The sequence below is a fragment of the Okeania sp. SIO1H4 genome (assembly GCF_010672695.1).
GTDB lineage: Bacteria > Cyanobacteriota > Cyanobacteriia > Cyanobacteriales > Microcoleaceae > Okeania > Okeania hirsuta.
In genome coordinates this window covers 378018-397586 of record NZ_JAAHGB010000012.1, presented here as the reverse complement: position 1 = coordinate 397586, position 19569 = coordinate 378018, and the positions used below count along the sequence as shown (strand labels likewise).

The 19569-nt window shown below is 37.4% G+C and carries 12 protein-coding genes; 5 read left to right on the top strand and 7 right to left on the bottom strand.

Annotation, left to right across the window (positions count from 1 at the left end; genetic code table 11):
- Positions 1-245: 245 nt before the first annotated feature.
- From F6K06_RS12430 to F6K06_RS12415, 4 genes are all read right to left on the bottom strand, one after another.
- The gene (locus F6K06_RS12430; protein WP_282433637.1) at positions 246-377 is read right to left on the bottom strand and encodes a hypothetical protein; all 132 of its coding nucleotides are present in this window, start codon (positions 375-377) and stop codon (positions 246-248) included.
- Between the two features lie 7 nt (positions 378-384).
- On the bottom strand, positions 385-1005 hold the full coding sequence (locus F6K06_RS12425) for a hypothetical protein (protein ID WP_287323248.1): 621 nt from the start codon (positions 1003-1005) through the stop codon (positions 385-387).
- The gene (locus F6K06_RS12420) at positions 1002-1163 is read right to left on the bottom strand and encodes a hypothetical protein (RefSeq protein ID WP_161565002.1); all 162 of its coding nucleotides are present in this window, start codon (positions 1161-1163) and stop codon (positions 1002-1004) included. Before F6K06_RS12420 ends, F6K06_RS12425 begins: the two co-directional genes overlap by 4 nt.
- A gap of 316 nt (positions 1164-1479) precedes the next feature.
- Entirely contained in the window at positions 1480-3543 is a 2064-nt protein-coding gene (locus tag F6K06_RS12415; protein ID WP_287323246.1) for a thioredoxin domain-containing protein, read from the bottom strand.
- A 1884-nt stretch (positions 3544-5427) separates the two neighbouring features.
- Here F6K06_RS12415 and F6K06_RS12410 point away from each other — a divergent pair.
- Complete coding sequence (locus tag F6K06_RS12410; RefSeq protein WP_124144591.1) at positions 5428-6999, top strand: PQQ-binding-like beta-propeller repeat protein; 1572 nt, start codon at positions 5428-5430, stop codon at positions 6997-6999.
- Between the two features lie 470 nt (positions 7000-7469).
- On the opposite strand, the gene F6K06_RS12405 is transcribed toward F6K06_RS12410, so the two are convergent.
- Positions 7470-7628, bottom strand: coding sequence for a hypothetical protein (locus F6K06_RS12405; RefSeq protein ID WP_287309064.1), 159 nt, complete (start codon positions 7626-7628; stop codon positions 7470-7472).
- A 632-nt stretch (positions 7629-8260) separates the two neighbouring features.
- Here F6K06_RS12405 and F6K06_RS12400 point away from each other — a divergent pair.
- Positions 8261-8404 (top strand): hypothetical protein, encoded by a 144-nt coding sequence (locus F6K06_RS12400; protein WP_161564471.1) that lies wholly within the window; start codon positions 8261-8263, stop codon positions 8402-8404.
- Between the two features lie 209 nt (positions 8405-8613).
- On the opposite strand, the gene F6K06_RS12395 is transcribed toward F6K06_RS12400, so the two are convergent.
- Positions 8614-8910, bottom strand: a complete 297-nt coding sequence (locus F6K06_RS12395) for a hypothetical protein (RefSeq protein WP_124144590.1) — start codon at positions 8908-8910, stop codon at positions 8614-8616.
- 1 nt (position 8911) lies between these two features.
- Positions 8912-9262 carry a hypothetical protein gene (locus F6K06_RS12390; protein WP_124144589.1) on the bottom strand — a complete coding sequence of 117 codons (351 nt, stop codon included), beginning with the start codon at positions 9260-9262 and terminating at the stop codon, positions 8912-8914.
- A gap of 73 nt (positions 9263-9335) precedes the next feature.
- On the opposite strand from F6K06_RS12390, the gene F6K06_RS12385 reads away from it, so the two are divergent.
- The 3 genes from F6K06_RS12385 to F6K06_RS12375 all read left to right on the top strand — a co-directional run bounded on the left by F6K06_RS12385 (position 9336) and on the right by F6K06_RS12375 (position 18754).
- Entirely contained in the window at positions 9336-11597 is a 2262-nt protein-coding gene (locus tag F6K06_RS12385) for a recombinase family protein (RefSeq protein ID WP_124144588.1), read from the top strand.
- A 146-nt stretch (positions 11598-11743) separates the two neighbouring features.
- On the top strand, positions 11744-15499 hold the full coding sequence (locus F6K06_RS12380; protein WP_287243237.1) for an Ig-like domain-containing protein: 3756 nt from the start codon (positions 11744-11746) through the stop codon (positions 15497-15499).
- A gap of 342 nt (positions 15500-15841) precedes the next feature.
- Positions 15842-18754: a cadherin-like domain-containing protein gene (locus F6K06_RS12375; RefSeq protein ID WP_287243238.1), complete on the top strand. Its 2913-nt coding sequence runs from the start codon at positions 15842-15844 to the stop codon at positions 18752-18754.
- Positions 18755-19569 lie beyond the last annotated feature (815 nt).

The window sequence follows — 19569 nt, the reverse complement described above, 5'->3', positions numbered from 1 at the left end:
AATGATTTGATATTTTTGATAGAATTGGATTGTGGATTAATCAATTGCTAGAATGATTAATTAATGGTTATTTTTAGTCAAAATCTAAACCAATTTTTGGCAATATCATTCCATAATGTGCAACCCCAAAAATTTTTATTGTGGGTGTTTCAAGAGAAATGATATTACTGATTAAATATCAAAGCATTGACTGATATTGGTTTTAGGTTTTTTATGTCTTTAAAAAGTATGAGCTTTTCGGTTGCTTAGGTTAAAAAAGTGAGGACTTTCACCGAAGCAAAAGCCGAAAAATCACTCTGACAAAACTTAGCTCCTACCTCCTCACTCATTCCCATTTCTCCTGTCTCCTGTCTCAGCAAAAAGACTTTATTCAGCAAACCCTAATTATTTAGCCCAACGATTTTGACTTTGTTCTAGATGTTCTAATAATTCTTGTTTATTCAAAGAAGGTTTTTTACATATCAAACCTTGGCAAACTAACCCTACAGAATTTTTTGGTAAATCTGCTTCAACTTTATAAATAGTAGTAGAAAAATACTCAGTAATTAAACTAGAAATTTCTGCTTGAGAAGTTCTAACTAAAGTTTGGTTTCTATACCATTCAAGAGCAATAAATAAACTCGGACAAGCTTGAGGAGATTTTTTCATTATGCTGCTAAAAGCTGTTAAAGCTGACTCAGCTTGGTCGAGATAATATAATTCTTCAGTTAGCAAAGATAGACGTACTAAATTAGCAACTGCTATGCCATTTGCCGCCGGAGTTGCATTATCAATATAGTTTCGTTCTCGTAATATTAATTCTCCACTAACGTCGCTCGGTGAATTGTAATAACCTGATGCTTCTAAACTCCATAAAAATTTATCAAATTCATCTATGCAATTTGCCGCGGGAGTTGCATTGTCTATATAGTTCTGTTCTCGTAATATTGATTCTCCACTAACGTCGCTCGGTGAATTGTAATAACCTGATGCTTCTAAACTCCATAAAAAATTTATCAAATTCATCTTGTAATTTTACTACTAACGTCGCTTGGTGAATTGTAATAACCTGATGCTTCTAAACTCCATAAAAATTTATTAAATTCATCTTGTGATTTTACTGCTGTTTCTAGCCAAAAATTAGTATTTGATGAACTAATAGAAGCTTGTTGTAAGTCTAGCAAAGCTTTTATAAATAAAGCAAGAAGAGGTAATTGTAAATTATTAATTTTTAATTGTTAATTATTGAATGCTGTTTCTAGCCAAAAATTAGTATTTGATGAAGCAATGGAAGCCTGTTGTAAATCTAGCAAAGCTTTTATAAATAAAGCATAGTCTTCCACTTTAGAAAAAGTAAGGCAGAAGGCAGAAGGAAAGAAAAGGTTAGGAGGGAGAAAGTTTTTTGATTGCGCTTTCCATTCAATGCAGGCATAAAATGCTGGAATATCCCCTGATAATTCCTACTTTCTTCCTACTGACTCCCAACTCCTGACTCCTAAATTATTTAGCCCAACGATTTTGACTTTGTTCTAGATGTTCTAATAATTCTTGTTTATTCAAAGAAGGTTTTTTACATATCAAACCTTGGCAAACTAACCCTACAGAATTTTTTGGTAAATCTGCTTCAACTTTATAAATAGTAGTAGAAAAATACTCAGTAATTAAACTAGAAATTTCTGCTTGAGAAGTTCTAACTAAAGTTTGGTTTCTATACCATTCAAGAGCAATAAATAAACTCGGACAAGCTTGAGGAGATTTTTTCATTATGCTGCTAAAAGCTGTTAAAGCTGACTCAGCTTGGTCGAGATAATATAATTCTTCAGTTAGCAAAGATAGACGTACTAAATTAGCAACTGCTATGCCATTTGCCGCCGGAGTTGCATTATCAATATAGTTTCGTTCTCGTAATATTAATTCTCCACTAACGTCGCTTGGTGAATTGTAATAACCTGATGCTTCTAAACTCCATAAAAATTCATCAAATTCATCTTGTAATTTTACTGCTGTGTCTAGCCAAAAATTAGTATTTGATGAATTAATAGAAGCTTGTTGTAAGTCTAGCAAAGCTTTAATAAATAAAGCATAGTCTTCTGACTGCGCCATTACTGCAGGTTTACCTTCATAATTTAATCGATGAAAACGTCCGTTAACCCACTGATTTTTGATGATGAAATTAGTAGCATTAACAGCTAATTCTAGATATTCTGAATTGTTAAATACTGTGGCTGCTCGTGCCAATCCAGAAATCATTAAACTATTCCAAGCAACAATCATTTTAGTGTCTGTTACTGCCGGAATTCTACCAGGCCAATTATTATTTTTTGCTTCTTGGTTATTGGTTGCTGGTGGAAAAGTTTTTACAGAAGAAGGTTTGGCTCCATACCGTAATTCAAACAGTTTAGATAAGGAATTTTCTAGCGTTTCACTTAACTCTCCTGCTTGCTTTCTTTGCAAGACAATTTTTCCCTCGAAATTGCCTGTAGATGTTATGAAAAATTGTTCTGATAGTTCAGATAATTCTTCTGAGGTTAATAAATTTTCTAATTCTTGATAATTCCAAATATAGAATGCACCTTCTTCCGGTTCAGCTTCATCTGGAGTGGTAAAACTATCAGCATCTTGAGCAGCATAAAAAAATCCGTCTGGTGCAGTCATTTCCCGTTTTAGCCAATTTATTGTGCCAATAATTCCTCGTTTAAAAGCTGCTTCTTGATGTCCTGCACTCCATAAATTAGCCAAATATTCAACAATTTGACCATTATCGTAGAGCATTTTTTCAAAGTGGGGAACTGTCCAAGTTGCGTCTACTGTATAACGATGAAAACCTCCGGCAACATGGTCATAAATTCCTCCTAATGACAGATTTAATCCTCGTTGTAAACAAATTTGATTACCATCATATTGAGATTCAAAATTAAATCTTGTTCCTTGTAATGCTCCTTGTCCATAAGGTATCATAGGAAAGCTTTGTTGAGAGTAGCGATCGCTAATAATTGCAGTACTAACTTCTAAACCTTTTTGCAGTATTTCTTGGCTTAAATCTTCTGCTTCTGGTAATAAAACTGATTTTCTTAATCCCTCCAACATTTCGGATTTTAAATCGTTAAGTTTATTTTTTTCAATGTCATAAAATCCCCTAATTTTTTGTAAAACTTCTAAAAATCCTGGTCGTCCATAACGAGGTTCAACAGGGAAATAAGTTCCACCAACAAAAGGTGTTAAATCATCAGGAGTTAAGAATATATTTAACGGCCAACCACCCTGTCCAGTTAACATTTGTAATGCCTGCATATAGATACTATCTACATCAGGTCGTTCTTCTCGATCTACTTTTATTGGTAAAAATTTTTCATTCAAATATTGGGCGATTTTTTCATCAGAAAAAGCTTCCCCTTCCATAACGGTACACCAGTGACAACTTGAATAACCAATTGATAGAAAAATTGGCTTATCTTCTCGCCGTGCAGTTTCTAAAGCTTCTTCACTCCACGGCCACCAATCTACAGGATTTTCTGCGTGTTTGCGGAGATAAAGACTTTGAGATTTAGCTAAACGATTGGTCATTTTTTCTTACTCCCTAGTTATTGTTAATATTGTCAATTATTCTGGTACTTTGAAAAGTAAATGATTAACATTTCCGCAGATTATAACGTATTTATGAATTTTAGGGCTTGATTTGTAAGAATTCAGCTATTAGCAGTCAGCACTTCAGCAATTAGTAATTATTCATTACTTCTCAGGTTTGGCAAGGGGACCCATGACATTCAACAATTAATAATTAATAATTAATTATTAATATAGCAATATGATTTGAGTTGTGAGACATTGAAAACTTTTAGGGAACAGGTAAAAGGGAACAGAGAAGAAGAAAAAAACGTATCATATAAATATAATAATTGCTATATTCTATACTTTTAAGGAACATCTCAATTCTCACAACTGATTCCTGATTGCTATAATTAACAATTACCTCTCCTTGAAAAGAAGAGGATTGACTCAAAGGAACAATTTTTCTTCTCTTGGTCGATTGGATATGGCGAGGTCTCTTCGCTATCCCTCGACCGCTTGTTTCTCCTTTAAAGGAGAGGCTTTAAACCTTAATTATTCGGTAAATTTTTATTATTTCTCAATTTCAAAGGTTGCTTTTACGCAGACCCAAAATTAATTGCTGTTTGCTTAGTAATGAATAATTAGTTCGTAAGTATTCAGCTATTAGCGTTCAGCTCTCAGCTTTTTAATAAATAGACTTATTGCAGAAGTCATGGGATAGGAAATAAAGGGATTAAATTGTTTATTTAATCTCTTGAATTGATTTAATTAATTTTTACAAGAGATATAATTAAGTAAGCATTTGTTTGACTTTGACTACATTTTAAACCCATAAATTTGAAGTACAAGAACGACTAGCTTGCGTTAAAGATAATTAAGCTGATAGCTGATAGCTGACCGCTGAATGCTTACATTAGTTCTAAGGTTTTCTTTTGGGACTTTGGCAGTAAATTTTTATTCTTTTTCAACTTCAAACGTTGCTTTTACGCAGACCCAAAATTAATAGCTGATAGCTCATAGCTGACGGCTGTTTGCGCAGCAGTCCGCAGGAAATGCTTACATCTAAATTTTGAATAAAGCCAAAAATTTATCGCTTTTAGGGAAAAGGGAATAGAGAAAAGAGAATAGGAAAAAAGTATTTTTGCAAATATTGAGATACACCCGTTTATTGTCGATCAAGAAGGTAGATAAAAAATAATTTATTCACATTTTTTTCTCTTATTCAATAATTAATTATGAATAATCAATTGCCACTTATATCGTAAGCATTCAGCTATTAGCGGTCAGCTTTTTAATAGACATCTCCTCCATACATAGGGAGTAGGGGGAAAGAATCGATAATTGCTGTGGGATAATTGATTTTATTTTTTATGATTAGAGATGTGCATTCATTTAATTTCTACTACATTCTCAACCAGATATTCGTACTCTGAAGCTTTGATAAAATTGCTTTTTTCTCCTTTAAAGGTAATAAAGCTGATAGCTGATAGCTGACTGCTTACCTTATACCTAAAAGGAAGAGGATTAGTATAGCAAAATAAATTATTGATTTTTTTGTTTTTTATATAAGAGTAATCCAACCTTAACTATATATTAGTAATAGTAATTTATATTTATATTGGCTCTCAAAAATTATCAAGATGTCATGCCAATTACCAAAAGCAATGCGATACTTGTGTAACACTTCAATTATTAAGTAAATAATACGAGCCAAATCACCTTTTTGATGATTATTAGTTAGTTAATACTAATTATTATGATGTTTACTTCTCCCACACTCCTCTACTCCCTCTCCTGGGAGGGGTTAGGGGTGGGTCCCATTCTCAATAAAATGTAGAAGAGTTTTTGAGAAATGGTATAAATATTTTTACTTCCAATTTTTTCCTTCCTCAAGAATTTATGAATTACTCAAGAAGAGACTTCCATAAAATTGCTATCCAATTTTCTTTAGGAGCGGGAATAGCTCCAATTTTATCAAAATATCTAAATCTCAACTTGTCAGAAAATTTATTAGAGAATAAAGTCAAAGAATTTTTTGCTTATCTCGACCCAGAGATTGATTTATTAATTCCTACATACTTGGGAAATGACCAAAGAAGATTCTATGGTCGTGGTACACCAGATAATTTTAAAGTTCTAGATAAGTTTAAATTAGGAACAGGTGTAACTTATGTAGGTAAAACTAGAAAAGTATGGAGTGGAGCTGGATGGACAGGGCAACCCACTATTACTAAAGATAGAGGAAAAACTTATTTAGTTATTGGTAGTTACGATCATCTTTTGCGCAAAATAGATGTCGCGAATAATCAGGAAGTTTGGCAATATAAATTTGATGATGTGATTAAAGGTTCAAGTACGGTTTATATTGATGAAACTGCGAATGAAGAGAATCGTATTGTGATTTTACAAGGCAGTAGAACTGGGAGAGCAAAAAAAGGAATTGCCCCTAGTTTTCGTGCTATTTCTTTTAGAACAGGGAAAGAAATTTGGCAACTAGATATTAGAAAAACTCGCAGTTATAGTCGCGATAATGATAGTTCTGCTTTGCCATTAGGAAATAATTTGATTTTCAATGCTGGGGAAAATGCTATTGGTTATTTTATTAATAGTTCTGTCAGTAAAGCTAAAATAAAATCTTCTATTCTGCAGCCAGAAGTATTATCCGAAATTAAACTTTATGTAGATAGTGATGTTAGAAGACAAGGGGGAAATATTGTCTCTGAATCATCTCCCGCTAGATTGGGTAATAGAATTTTTTTAGCAGCAGGTTCCGGACATATTTATGGTATTGATATAGAGAGTAAAAAGATAGTTTGGGATTTTTATACAGGTTCAGATTTAGATGGTACTGTTGCTATTTCTAAAACTGGTAAATTATTTTGTGCGATTGAAAAACAATTTATTCCTGGAAATGGTGGGGTGGTGAAATTAAACCCTAATAAAAAAAATCAGGAAAGTGTAGAATGGTTTTTGCCTACAGGTAACATTAAATTTAATAGTTGGTTAGGAGGTATTATTGGGTCGGTAGCGTTGAATGATGAATATAATAATTATGGTGAATTTCCGGCTTTATTTGCTACTAATGCTATTGATGGATATCTATATATTGGTTCCCAAGATTTAACTACAGGAAATCAACTTAAAGGACCTTTGAAAAAGTTTAGTTATGATACCCCTCTAATCCTGTTTAAGCAGAAAATTGGTCCTTCAATTTCAACGCCAATTTTTACTGATGGAAATAAATTGGTAACTGCTGGATATAATGGGGTTTATATATTTAATTTGAATTGGGAATTTGCGAAACCTGACGAGGAAAATGTTTTACCTAATGCTCAAGGAGAATTTTTCCGTTTAATAGTAGAAGAAGCTGGCAAATTTACGGGTAAAGTTTCTTTTGAATCTACTCCTATTGTATGGGATGGAATTATTAGAATTTGTGGTCGGGATGGTTGGTTATATAGTTTTGGTTAAAATTCAGGAAGAGGGAAAAAGTCAAAGATAAGCAGTTTCCAACTTTCCGGAGGTAAAAAATTTGTTCTGGACATCAGGGAGAATCCCCACAGAATTTGTTCGTGGCCAATGATGGCGACAATCCCGACACCAGTAGTCGCAGTGTCCTGTTGTCATGTTTGTACTTTTGCATTTTGGACACTCTAATTTTTGAAATATAGTAATGTGCGCTGGCATATTTACAAATTACAAGAGGTGTCCAATAGCTAAAAGTCTTATATTATAGGTTTTTTATTCCCCCTTCCGGAGCTGTTGCCTGTTGCCTGTTGCCTGTTGCCTGTTGCCTGCGCACAGCGCTATACTTTATAGCTCATCTTCGTTTATATGAATTTTGGTATGTGGGCAATAATCAAAATTTTTTTTTCAGAAAAGATTCAATCGTTCCGAGATCAAGGCAATGATTATTGACATAACGTATAATACTTTTATCTTTATTGCCCGACGGAATTCCCTAATCTATTGGTATCATTTCGGTTGTTTTCAACCTTATTTTCCAGCCTTCCAATATAACAAGAAATTTTCCAGATCCAAAACATCACACCTGTGAAACTGGTAATCGTGCCGATAGTTATCACTGTCTGTGGAGCCATTTCTTTTAACTGTCATTGAAAACTCAATGGCTGAGATTCCTAACAGTCCAAGATTCCTACAAATTAAAGCGATTAAAATTGGTGCAATTCAAGCTAAAAAAAGTTTTCTTTTGGCTTTAGTGATAAAAAAACTTTCTCCTTCTGTTCTCTTTTCTTCCCTCCTGACTCGTGTACGTCGCCAATCCGACGGCTCCCCTACCTGACTTCTTACTCCTCCGTCGTTTATTTATAACTGTTCAACCAGACATGATATAAATGTAGATTTACCAGAGATTACAAACACAGAAAAAGTTAAAGGATTTAAAACTTTAATTGCTTTCAAAGTAATTAGCCTTGCCCTTAGAAGATTATGGCCAATGCTCAAAAAGGCTAATTGTACTAATTAAGCGATCTCTACAATTGTCCCAAAAGATTTAGGATATAAGTAAAATTGGCGTTGCTGAGTGGTAATGATTTTGAGATTAACTTTGGGCGCAAAACATCAGTTTTTCAATTTTACCTTCAGCTAATAGACATCTCCAAGAATCAAAAATCAATATCTATATCCCAAAGAAATTATCAATTATTTACCCCTACTGCCTACTCCCTATGTGTGGAGTAGATGTCTAATTAGGGTTTGCTGAAAAAGTCTTATGGGTGAGGGTAGGAGACAGGAGACAGGAGACAGGAGACAGGAGGAACGGGGAATTTTAGAGGAGATAGTCGTAAAAATTGTAAGAGTGATTTTTCTGCCATTTTTGTCCCAAAATACTAGCTTTTTGAGCTTTTTGAGCTGAAAAGCTGGCACTTTTTTAGACCAAAAAATGCTAAAACCAATATCAGTCAATGCTTTGATATTTAATCAGCAAGCCCTAATTATCATTACATTTAAGCAACGCCGTAAAATTTTGTTTCCTAAACTTACCAGAGTGAAAATTGGAATCAACAAGTATTTCCTTTAATGGTTGATATGCGGGAATTATTGCATAGAAAAGGAATTTATCTCCTAAATTTTATTTTTTTTTAATCCTTCTATGAAATCATCAGAAGCGATCGCTATCTCATCTGCTCGTGTTATCGTACTAATAATTTCTCCACTGCTAGCAACAATAATAGAAATAGTATTATCCTCACCAGTAATGATCGCTAGCGAGGAAAATGTCAACCCTTCTCTTAGCTCAATGAGATCGATATCATCTTCAAAATCTAATATTCCATTGTTTCCTGTATCTACGGTCAACCGAAATACATCTTCCCCTCTTAAAATTATCTTGCTATAATCAATCCGGGGATTTAAACCCAAGCTAATAGCTGAAAACTTTTAGCTGACACCTAGTTAATAACGATCGCTTGAAAAAATCAACCCCCTGCGATGCTAAGGCTTTAATATAAAATCCGGTTATACAGTTATTGCACTCTCTACTTCCATTCAACGCAGACATAAAATGCCGGAATATCCACAGATAATTCCCACTCTCATCCTGACTTTCTCCTGATTCAGTCCTGCTGACTCGGTCTCCCTGAATCATACGATAACTAATTATCCGGATACTATATAAACTCAATTTTTCGATAATGTAGTGGGGAACAGGCAACAGGCAACAGACAACAGGCAACAGTGGGAAAAGCATTTCTGGCATCTTACGGTTCATCATCAATCTATGTCAAACACCAACTCGTTCTTTGCTATATAGTTTAATTTGCCAACAAAACAAAGGATAGCCAACAATGCCCGATCGCTCTCTTTGGATTACAGGGCCAACTCTTAGCGGTAAGACAAGTCGGTTAATAGAACAATTTTGTATAAGAGGCCAAAATCTGAAGTCTCCCCTAAATGAAATTGTTAGGCCAGAAAATTCCGAAAATATTTTAGACGATCGCCCAAATATACCAGACTTTCTGCATACTTCGCCCAAGATACTAATATTGGCGGCTAATGCAAATAATCGACTTGACTTGATGGACAGAATTTCCGAGGCTACATTAGAACAATACCCATATCATTCAACTACACCATTAGGTTTTTTTGAAGATGAAGTCAACTTATTCTGGCCATTGCTAATCGAATCCTTGGACTTAAAGGCACAATTTCCATTACGACTACGGCCCGAAACAGAACAGGAACTTGCTGGCAGAGTTTGGCGTCCTCACATAAAGAAAGGATTATTGCAACAGCCAGGAGTAACTAGAGAGCGGATGATACGCCGAACTCTTGACCTATTTCAATTGGCTGCTTTCAGTTGCACGCCTATAGAAGAGACCGCAATGATTTTACAACAGGGATTTGAGCAAGTAGATTCAGGGGAATTCTATGCCAATATAGTAGAATTGCTGCAACAGTGGCGACATTGGTGTTTACAAAAAGGCTTGCTAACTTATGGTATCATCACAGAGTTATACTGGCGGTATCTACTACCAAATCCTAATTATCAGCAATATCTAATTGACCGTTATCCATTTTTGTTGGCAGATGATGTGGATGAATATCCAGCGATCGCTAGTCATTTATGCAACTTTCTCTTAGATAATGGAACTTTAGGCGTTTTTACTTATAATCCTGATGGTGGTATTAGATTAGGTCTGGGAGCTGACCCCAAATATTTAGCAGAACTGCAGAAACGCTGTCAAATTGAAGTATTAGACACTGAACAAAATTTAGCTACAGAAATAGGAGAACCTATTGTTGAATTAGTCCTGGATACTTATAGTCTTAATTCTTCTATTTTCCAACTTCCGGCTTTTTTACAATTAATTCAGACTAGATCGCGGGCGGCTTTGTTACGAAAAACGGCAGAGGCGATCGTTAAAGATATAAAATTGGGTATAGTAGAACCTCAAGAAGTAGCAATAATAGCTCCTGGTTTAGATGCCATTGCTCGTTATAGTTTGATTTCAATTCTCCATCATGCTGGAATTGCTGTAGACTCACTCAAAGACCAACGTCCTCTAATTAGCTATCCCACGATCCGAGCATTGTTGAGTCTTTTAACTTTGGTTTATCGTGGGTTGGGACGTTTAGTAGACCGTGATGCAGTGGCAGAAATGTTGGTTGTATTAAGTCAAAGGTCTATTGGCAAAGCTGAAAAACAAACAGATGGTCAAGAAAATTTACAGAGGACTAATGATATAGATCCAGTGCGCGCAGGTTTGTTAGCAGATCACTGCTTTTATCCAGATCTTACACATCCACACTTGCTGCCAATACAAGCTTTTTCTCGATGGGATAGAGTCGGGTATCAAGCAACTCGTGTTTATAATCAAATTTTGGAATGGATAGAAGAACAGCGGTCGCAACAACAACAACGTCAACTGCCTAACCCGATATTTTTGTTAGACAGAGCAATTCAGAAATTCTTTATGTCTAGCTATCTTTCTTTTACTGAGTTAGCAGCACTACGAGAGTTGATGGAAACCGCTACCCACTATTGGGAAGTAGAGCGCAGACTGCAACAAAGTTCAAAATTTTCGGTAACAACCGCTATTACCAACGACTCAGTGGAAGAAGACTTATCATCTAGTACAGTAGAAAAATTTATCCAATTTTTACGCAAAGGAGTTGTTAGTGCAAATCCTTTTCCCGTGAGGACAATTGGTTATTCTCCCCCAGCAATTACTTTGGCAACAGTTTTTCAATATCGAGCTAGTCGTAGATGTCATAGATGGCAGTTTTGGTTAGATATAGGCTCCCCTCTGTGGTTAAGTGGAGGTACTGCTACTCTCTATGGAGCGCCATTATTTTTGCAAAGTCAGTTAGGAAATTCTTGGACTATTGAAGATACGCAAAAATTCGATCGGGAAAGACTGCGAAGAATTTTGTTAGATTTGTTAAGTCGTGTAGGTTCTCCTGTAGATTATGGCAACAATAGTTCAGCTAATGAGTCAAATGAATATCGGATTTACCTTTGTCATAGCGATTTAGCTGTTAATGGACAGGAACAAACCGGGCCACTTTTACCCTTGGTCTACAATTCTATATCTAATACTGCTTAGTTGGACAATTTACAATAAATGCCTATTGTAATTATTGGTCAAATTGAGGACCAATGAAAAATAAATGATTTTATTACTATAAAAAAAAGTATTTGTCAATAAAAATCACAAACTAATTAAAGATAATTTTTAGAAGGAGAAAAATAATGGGAACAGGATTAACACCTGTAAATATGCAAATAGTTATAAGGGAAATAAATGGTTTTCCCATACGAGGTTTTATTAGTGATAATGGTGACTTTGTACCATTACAGCCAGTACCATCACCAACCCCGACAGAAACACCCACACCCACACCCACACCCACACCAACTCCAACAGAAACACCTACACCCACACCCACACCAACCCCAACAGAAACACCCACACCCACACCCACACCCACACCCACACCCACACCAACCCCAACAGAAACACCCACACCCACACCAGAACCAACACCAACACCAGAACCAACCCCACCACCAACAGAAGTTATCGAAGTTAGAGCTGATAATGGCGAGCTAATTGGTTTAATTGTTAACGGCGTGTTTCAGGCATTACCCACACCAACACCAACACCAACCCCACCACCAACTGCTTCGCCAGTACCACCACCACAACCAATAGCTGTCGATGACGAAGTGACAACTAACCAGAGTCAAACCGTTAGTTTTAATGTCCTCGAAAATGACATCGACCCTTCAGGAAATTCAATATTTGTTAGTAATTTTAGCTTACCTACCGATGGTTCATTACTCGAAAATGGTACAGGAACTTTCACTTATACCCCCAGACAATTTTTTATTGGAACAGATAGTTTTAGTTATTCTGTAAGCAATGGTACTAGCAGTTCTCTGGCAACAGTTAACATCAGTGTTCTTAGTGAAGGAGCACCTATAAGAGTCGAAGGAGTATTCCGAGGCACTCCCAATAATGAATTTTTAATTGGTAGCGACCAAGTAGATGTCATATTTGGAGCGGTGGGCGACGACACTATTATTGGTCAAGGTGGTAATGATGAAATTAGAGGAGATGAAAATAATGATACTCTCAATGGCAGTCGAGGTAATGATACAGTTGTAGGAAACCAAGGAAATGATAACGCCCGTGGTGGTAAAGATGACGACCTGATTTTAGGAGAGGAGGGTAATGATATATTATTTGGCGATCGCGGAAATGATGTAGTTAGTGGAGGGGATGGTCGAGATACTATTTATGGCGGTAGAGATAATGATGAAGTATCTGGTGATGCAGGAGATGATGAGGTATTTGGTGACAGAGGAGATGATGCTGTCTTTGGTGGAGATGGTAACGACAATGTTCTTGGTGGTGAGGGGAACGACTTTGTTAGCGGTGGCGCTGGGGAGGACTTTGTTAGTGGCGGTCTAGGTAATGATCGCTTATTTGGAGACCCTGGCAGCGATACTATTTTTGGTGATGAAGGCAATGACGAAGTATCTGGCGGTTTCGGTAACGACTCAATATTTGGAGGTTCCGGAGCAGACCTGCTCAGTGGTGATGGAGATAATGATACGATAGATGGTGAAGATGGTAACGACCAAGTTCAAGGAAATATTGGTAATGACTGTCTAATAGGGGGTTTAGGTACAGATACTCTGATTGGTAATGAGGGTAGCGATACATTTTTCATTAGTCCTGAAAATGGCGGTCCTGAAATTTTCGAGGCAGATGTTATTTCTGACTTCAATGGTAATGCTGACCTAATTCGTTTAGGAGGAGGTCTTGGGTTTGATGACTTAGTTATTTTCCAAAGTCCCAGTGGTACAGGTCGTGATACTATTATTCAGAATGGTTCTGATGGTCCATTTTTGGCAATATTAGTAGGAGTTGACAGTAATACTATTAATGCTGGTAATTTCATTGGTTCTGGTGGATTTCCTTTTCCTACTCCTTCTCCCACAGGTACGCCAGACCCTACAGGCACACCAGACCCTACAGGCACACCAGACCCTACAGGCACACCAGAACCAACAGAAACACCAGACCCTACAGGCACACCAGAACCGACAGAAACACCAGAACCGACAGAAACACCAGAACCGACAGAAACACCAGAACCAACACCAGAACCAACACCTCCACCCATTCCTAACCGCAGACCAAATGCAGCAGATGACGAAGTAGCAACTAGTCAAAGTAAATTAGTAGAATTTAATGTATTAGAAAACGATTCCGATCCTGACGGCGATCCTCTAACAGTAACTGATTTTACATCAGTCTCCAATGGAGAGTTAGTGCAGAAAAGCAATGGGTTATTTGAATATACTCCAGATGATGGTTTTGTAGGTACAGAAAGTTTCAGCTACACTATCAGCGATGGTAATGGGGGTAGCGATACTGCTAATGTGACAATTACAATTAACCGATCGCCAGAGTTAGTTAACAATACTGGCATAGTAGTAGAAGCTGCTTCAGGTATACGGTTTATAAATTCCAATAATTTGCAAGCATCTGATGCTGATAATTCTCCTGATGAGTTAATATACACAATTACTGATGCTCCAGACTTAGGCGACCTGAGAATAGGAGATAGTTCTCGTTTACGGGAGGGAGATACCTTCACTCAAGAAGATATTAACAATAACTTACTACAATTTACTCCAGATGATACGGCAGGTAGTGACTTTTTTACCTACACAGTCTCTGATGTTGCCGGGGGTCAGGTTCCTCCCAACTCATTTAGTATTGGTATTGTAGATGATACTAAAACATTAACCAATGAAGCGGATAACTTCACTGGTACTGCCCTAAGTAATAATATTTTGGGATTAGCAGGAGACGATAGTATTGATGGTCTCAGTAGCAGCGACTATATAGATGGTGGTGAAGGAAGCGACTCTCTGTTAGGCGACTCTGGTGATGACTGTCTATTTGGTGGCAGTCAACAAGATAATCTCAGAGGTGGTGATGGTTCCGATAGTTTATTTGGTGGTGATGGCAATGATCGCATTTCTGGAGATACAGGCAATGATCGCATTTCTGGAGATGCTGGTAACGACAACCTCTTAGGAGGAGAAGGCAGCGACAGTATGACTGGAGGAGAAGGTAACGACTCTCTTCTAGGAGCAGATGGTGACGATACCATAGCTGGCAATGCGGGTAACGATACCATTCGCAGTGGAGCTGACAACGACTCCGTAACTGGTGGAGACGGTAGCGATCTAATAGACGGTGGTTCAGACAACGATACTATTAGTAGTGGAGCAGGAGCAGATACAGTTTTAGGTGGTTCAGAGAACGATTCAATATTTGGAGAAGAAGGTGATGACTCTCTGGTTGGTGATGATGGTAATGACACTATCGACGCTGGTCCGGGTCAGGATATCATTTTGGGTGATATAGGAGATGATAGTATCCAAGGTGGTGATGACAATGATGGAATTGACGGTAGCATTGGTAATGATACTATAGCTGGAGGTTCTGGTTCCGATCGACTGACAGGTGGTGCCGGGAATGATTTCTTCTTCTATGAAGTTGCAGACCAAGGTATAGATACAGTCAGAGATTTCGACCGACCAGGTGATGATGATACATTACTATTTACATCTGCTAACTTTGGCGGTTTAACTAATAGCGGTTTTTCTAGTGTAATTCTCCAGGATGAGAATATAGGATCGGAAGGTCAGAGTATCGGTGATGCAGAACTGATTATTTTTGAAGGTAAGTTTGATAATGCACAAGCAGTCAATGCTGCCTTAAATGTACAAAATGGCTCCAGCGATCGCCCTGCTTTCTTTGTTTACCTCAATGGTCAACGTGGAAAATATGTCTTTGGTTATGACACAAGTTTAGCTGATGACAGTGTTCCTGCTTTTGAGTTGGGTATACTTCAGTCTATTGAACCTGAAGAAGACCAAATTTCAACCATTATTGATGCTGGTGATTTTGAGTTTATATAAGGCAACAGGCAACAGGCAACAGGGAATAGGGGAGTGTGGGGAGTATGGGAGTAAATTTCAACCTTTTTCCCCTATTGTCTAACTGAATATCCTTACTTCTATTCCGTTGTCTATAAAAAAATAGACATCTCCATTGAAGAAGGAGTCAGGAGTCAGGAGAATGGAGTCGATGGGGATTCTCACCCCACCAACCGCATTTGCACCCCCGCTGACGGTGGGGTATTAAACCCATAAGGGATAAAGATAATAAAAAATCAAATTAATTATCCCACAGAAATTATCAATTATTTCCCCTACTCCCTACTCCCTTTTATCTCATAGCAATTATCAGGAAAAATTAAAATGGCACAAACAGAAAGAGTCAAACAACAAGTCGAACTACCATCAACAATTTTTATTCGAGGTTTAGCAGAAGGAAGTATTTTCAGCGACTCCATCATTGGGAGTACAGTAGCAGATACAATTTTAGCATTGTCTGGAGATGATACAGTTTTTGCTCTAGATGAAAATGACGCTCTCCTGGGAGATGAAGGTCAAGACCAAATGAACGGAAATGCCGGAAATGATTTTCTAGACGGTGGTCCGGGAGATGATAGTTTACGAGGTGGCAAAGATTTAGATTCTCTGTTCGGAGGTAGTGGTAGTGACGTATTATTTGGCGATCGCGACAGTGATACTATCTGGGGAGAAGAAGGCAACGATACTATCTATGGAGGTAAAGAGAATGATAGTATTGTCGGTGGTGGAGAGGACGATCTATTATTCGGCGACCGGGGGGATGATTTTGTTGCTGGGGACATCGGTAATGATACAGTAGTTGGTGGAGCGGGTGACGATCGCTTATTAGGGAATGATGGTGGAGATACATTATTTGGTGAAACAGGTAGAGATATTCTAGAAGGTAATACAGGAGATGATGTACTTTTTGGAGGAAAAGATGCAGACTCACTAGCAGGAGGTGTTGGTGCAGATTTCCTCTCTGGAGACCTTGGTGCAGATACAATTTCAGGAGGAATAGGGCAAGATACCTTTAATATTACTCGTGATTCAGGAGGTCCTGGAGTTAGCAGTGCAGATTTTATTAATGACTTCAGTAACGAAGATTTAATCGGTCTTAGCAATGGTTTGAGTTTTGAAGAACTAAGTATTTTTGCATCAGAAGACAACCCCGATAACACTATTATTAGTGTCGGTGGTACGAACGGCAATTTTTTGGCAGTGCTAGAAGGAGTTGAAAGTAGCACAATAGACTCCAGTGACTTTGTAACATTATCACTCCCTACACCCACACCTCCTGGACCAACAACTTCACCAAGTCCAACTTCCACACCCACACCTACAGAAACTCCCACACCCACACCTACAGAAACTCCCACACCCACACCTACAGAAACTCCCACACCCACACCTACAGAAACTCCCACACCCACACCCACAGAAACTCCCACACCCACACCCACAGAAACTCCAGAACCTTCCAACAACCCCCCTGAAGCAGAGGACGATAACTTAACGACAAATCAAAATGAACCATTAACTTTTACTACTCAAGAACTACTCGAAAACGACTCTGACCCAGATGGAGACCCTCTCAGTATTTCTGCCATAGGTACACCACGAAATGGTTCATTAGTACAAGAAAACAGTACAACCTACACATATACTCCCAATACTGGGTTCCTGGGAGAGGACAGTTTTAGTTATAGTATTAGTGACGGCAATGGTGGTTCCGATACTGCTCAAGTTAATATTAAAGTCAATGACTCACCGCAGTTAGTTAATAACCGAGGTATCATTGCTGAGAGAGGTGGAGCAAGACAAACAATATTCAATACTAATCTTTTAGTTACAGATACCGACAACACAGCAGAAGAAATTACCTACAATATTATCAGGGCACCCATACAAGGTAATCTGACATTAGTTGATGATAGTATCAATAATGACGATACTTTTTCTCAAGCTGATATTAATAACAACTTAATTCTATATACTCCGGGTAACACAGCAGGTAGGTTTCCGTTTACTTTTTCTGTTTCTGATGGCGATAATGGAACAATTCCAACTACATCCTTTAGTATTACTGTTGTTGATAATATATCTGAAGGTGGAGGTGGTGATAATACCATTAACGGTACTCCCGCAAGTGACTACATTCTCGGAAATGCTGGAGAGGATACTATTAGTGGTCGTGCTGGAGAGGATATTTTAGATGGAGGAGCGGACGAAGATTCTATATTAGGTGAAGCTGGAAATGACTCTTTGTTTGGTGCAGAACAAGCTGATACATTATTTGGAGGAGTAGGCAACGATACTCTAGATGGTGGTGCTGATAGTGACTCTTTGTTAGGAGAAGACGGCAGCGATCTATTATTAGGAGCAGAACAACAAGATACTCTCAGAGGTGGACAGGGTAACGATACCCTAGACGGAGGTACGGGCAATGACTCTCTATCCGGTGAAGATGATAATGACTCTTTATTTGGTAATACTGGAAATGATACTTTAGGAGGTAATTCTGGTAATGATACTCTAGACGGTGGTGCTGATGATGACCTGCTGCTTGGCCAAACTGGTAGCGATAGTTTATTCGGTGGGTTAGGCAACGATAGTGTTGTTGGTGGGGTCGGTGATGACTCTTTGAGTGGTGGTGCAGGGGTTGACACTCTTGATGGTAATGAAGGAAATGATTTTATCAGTGGTGACGAAGGTAACGACAGTATTAATGGCAATATAGGTGATGACTCTTTGAGTGGTGGTTTTGGTGCGGACAGGTTAACTGGTAATGAGGGAGATGATGCTTTCTTTTTTGAAGTTCCCAATGAAGGAGTCGATGTAATTACTGATTTTAATGGTAGTAATGTAGATGTATTCTTGTTTAGATCCAGTAATTTTGGCAATTTAACTAATCCTCCTGGCACTGCTACAGAATTTTCTAGTGTGATAATTTCTCTTGATAATTTGGGTTCCCAAGGTCAAGATATAAGTGGTCAAGAACTAATTATTTTTGAGAATAGATTTGAAAATGTGCAGCAAGTTAATTCTATTCTGAATAATCAAAATGGTTCGGGAACAAGTCCTGCTTTCTTTATCTATGTAAATAATAGTTTGAATAGTAAAGTTATCTTAGGATATGACCCAAATCTTGAGGATGATGGTAATCCTGCTTTTGATTTAGCAGTCCTTAATAATATACCTCTTGTTCCTGATGCTATTAGTACTGTTATTGACTCTTCAGATTTTAAGTTTATTTAACCCTAGGAGGTAATATGAAAATGTAAAAAATCGTTCAAATCAGTCGCAAAAGTGGATAAAAATAGTTCGACCGAGCTATTATCCACGATTTTATTTTTTAGGAGAATAAATCTTCAAAGTCTAGTTAATATAATGTGCCCCCTCTGGGGGAGCTACCCTAGTCCCTTCCAGGGGAGCTACGCTAACAAATAAGCGCGTTATAATAAAGTTTTTGTTTGTAGTTGAGCTTTAGCCCTTTAATTAAATACTTGTCTTATATCATGTATCTTTGAAGAAGCACAATAAAAAATTTAGGGAGTAGGGAGCAGGGAGTAGAGAGTAGGGAACAAGGGAAAGTTTGTTTGCGCAGCATGGCCTAGGAAAAAATATTCTCTCTCAAGAAAAGAACATTTTTATTATGGCTAATTAATGAGACTTGATATTAGGACTAGAGCAAAATTACGAAGCCCTATTATAACTGTTTTACCATAAGCGTAGCTCCCCCGAAGGGGGCAAATGATATAATTTATCCCAGATAACGATCAGCAAATAATACTTGCAATATCTAGATAACTTTATAAGATTATACCAATTGTTAAAAAGGAAAAAAAATGTTAACCTTAACAAAGTTGTAGAGCAAAAAAACATCAAATTTTATGGTTGAAACTAATTCAATTAGTTACAGTTTGACTTTCCCAATACGAGAAATGTTGAATGAATATAGATGGGTTCGTTCGATTTAAGTAACTTGATAAATTAAAGTTATTAATAATACCATATCCGAATAATTAAGTATAATAAAAATGTTCTCCTCTTGCTCTTGAAGGGAACTCCAA

Coding starts and splice junctions, on each gene's coding strand:
- F6K06_RS12425 (WP_287323248.1), bottom strand. CDS start 1,005: ATGAATTTGATAAATTTTTTATGGAGTTTAGAAGCATCAGGTTATTAC.
- F6K06_RS12415 (WP_287323246.1), bottom strand. CDS start 3,543: ATGACCAATCGTTTAGCTAAATCTCAAAGTCTTTATCTCCGCAAACAC.
- F6K06_RS12410 (WP_124144591.1), top strand. CDS start 5,428: ATGAATTACTCAAGAAGAGACTTCCATAAAATTGCTATCCAATTTTCT.
- F6K06_RS12405 (WP_287309064.1), bottom strand. CDS start 7,628: ATGGCTCCACAGACAGTGATAACTATCGGCACGATTACCAGTTTCACA.
- F6K06_RS12400 (WP_161564471.1), top strand. CDS start 8,261: ATGGGTGAGGGTAGGAGACAGGAGACAGGAGACAGGAGACAGGAGGAA.
- F6K06_RS12390 (WP_124144589.1), bottom strand. CDS start 9,262: ATGATGAACCGTAAGATGCCAGAAATGCTTTTCCCACTGTTGCCTGTT.
- F6K06_RS12385 (WP_124144588.1), top strand. CDS start 9,336: ATGCCCGATCGCTCTCTTTGGATTACAGGGCCAACTCTTAGCGGTAAG.
- F6K06_RS12380 (WP_287243237.1), top strand. CDS start 11,744: ATGGGAACAGGATTAACACCTGTAAATATGCAAATAGTTATAAGGGAA.
- F6K06_RS12375 (WP_287243238.1), top strand. CDS start 15,842: ATGGCACAAACAGAAAGAGTCAAACAACAAGTCGAACTACCATCAACA.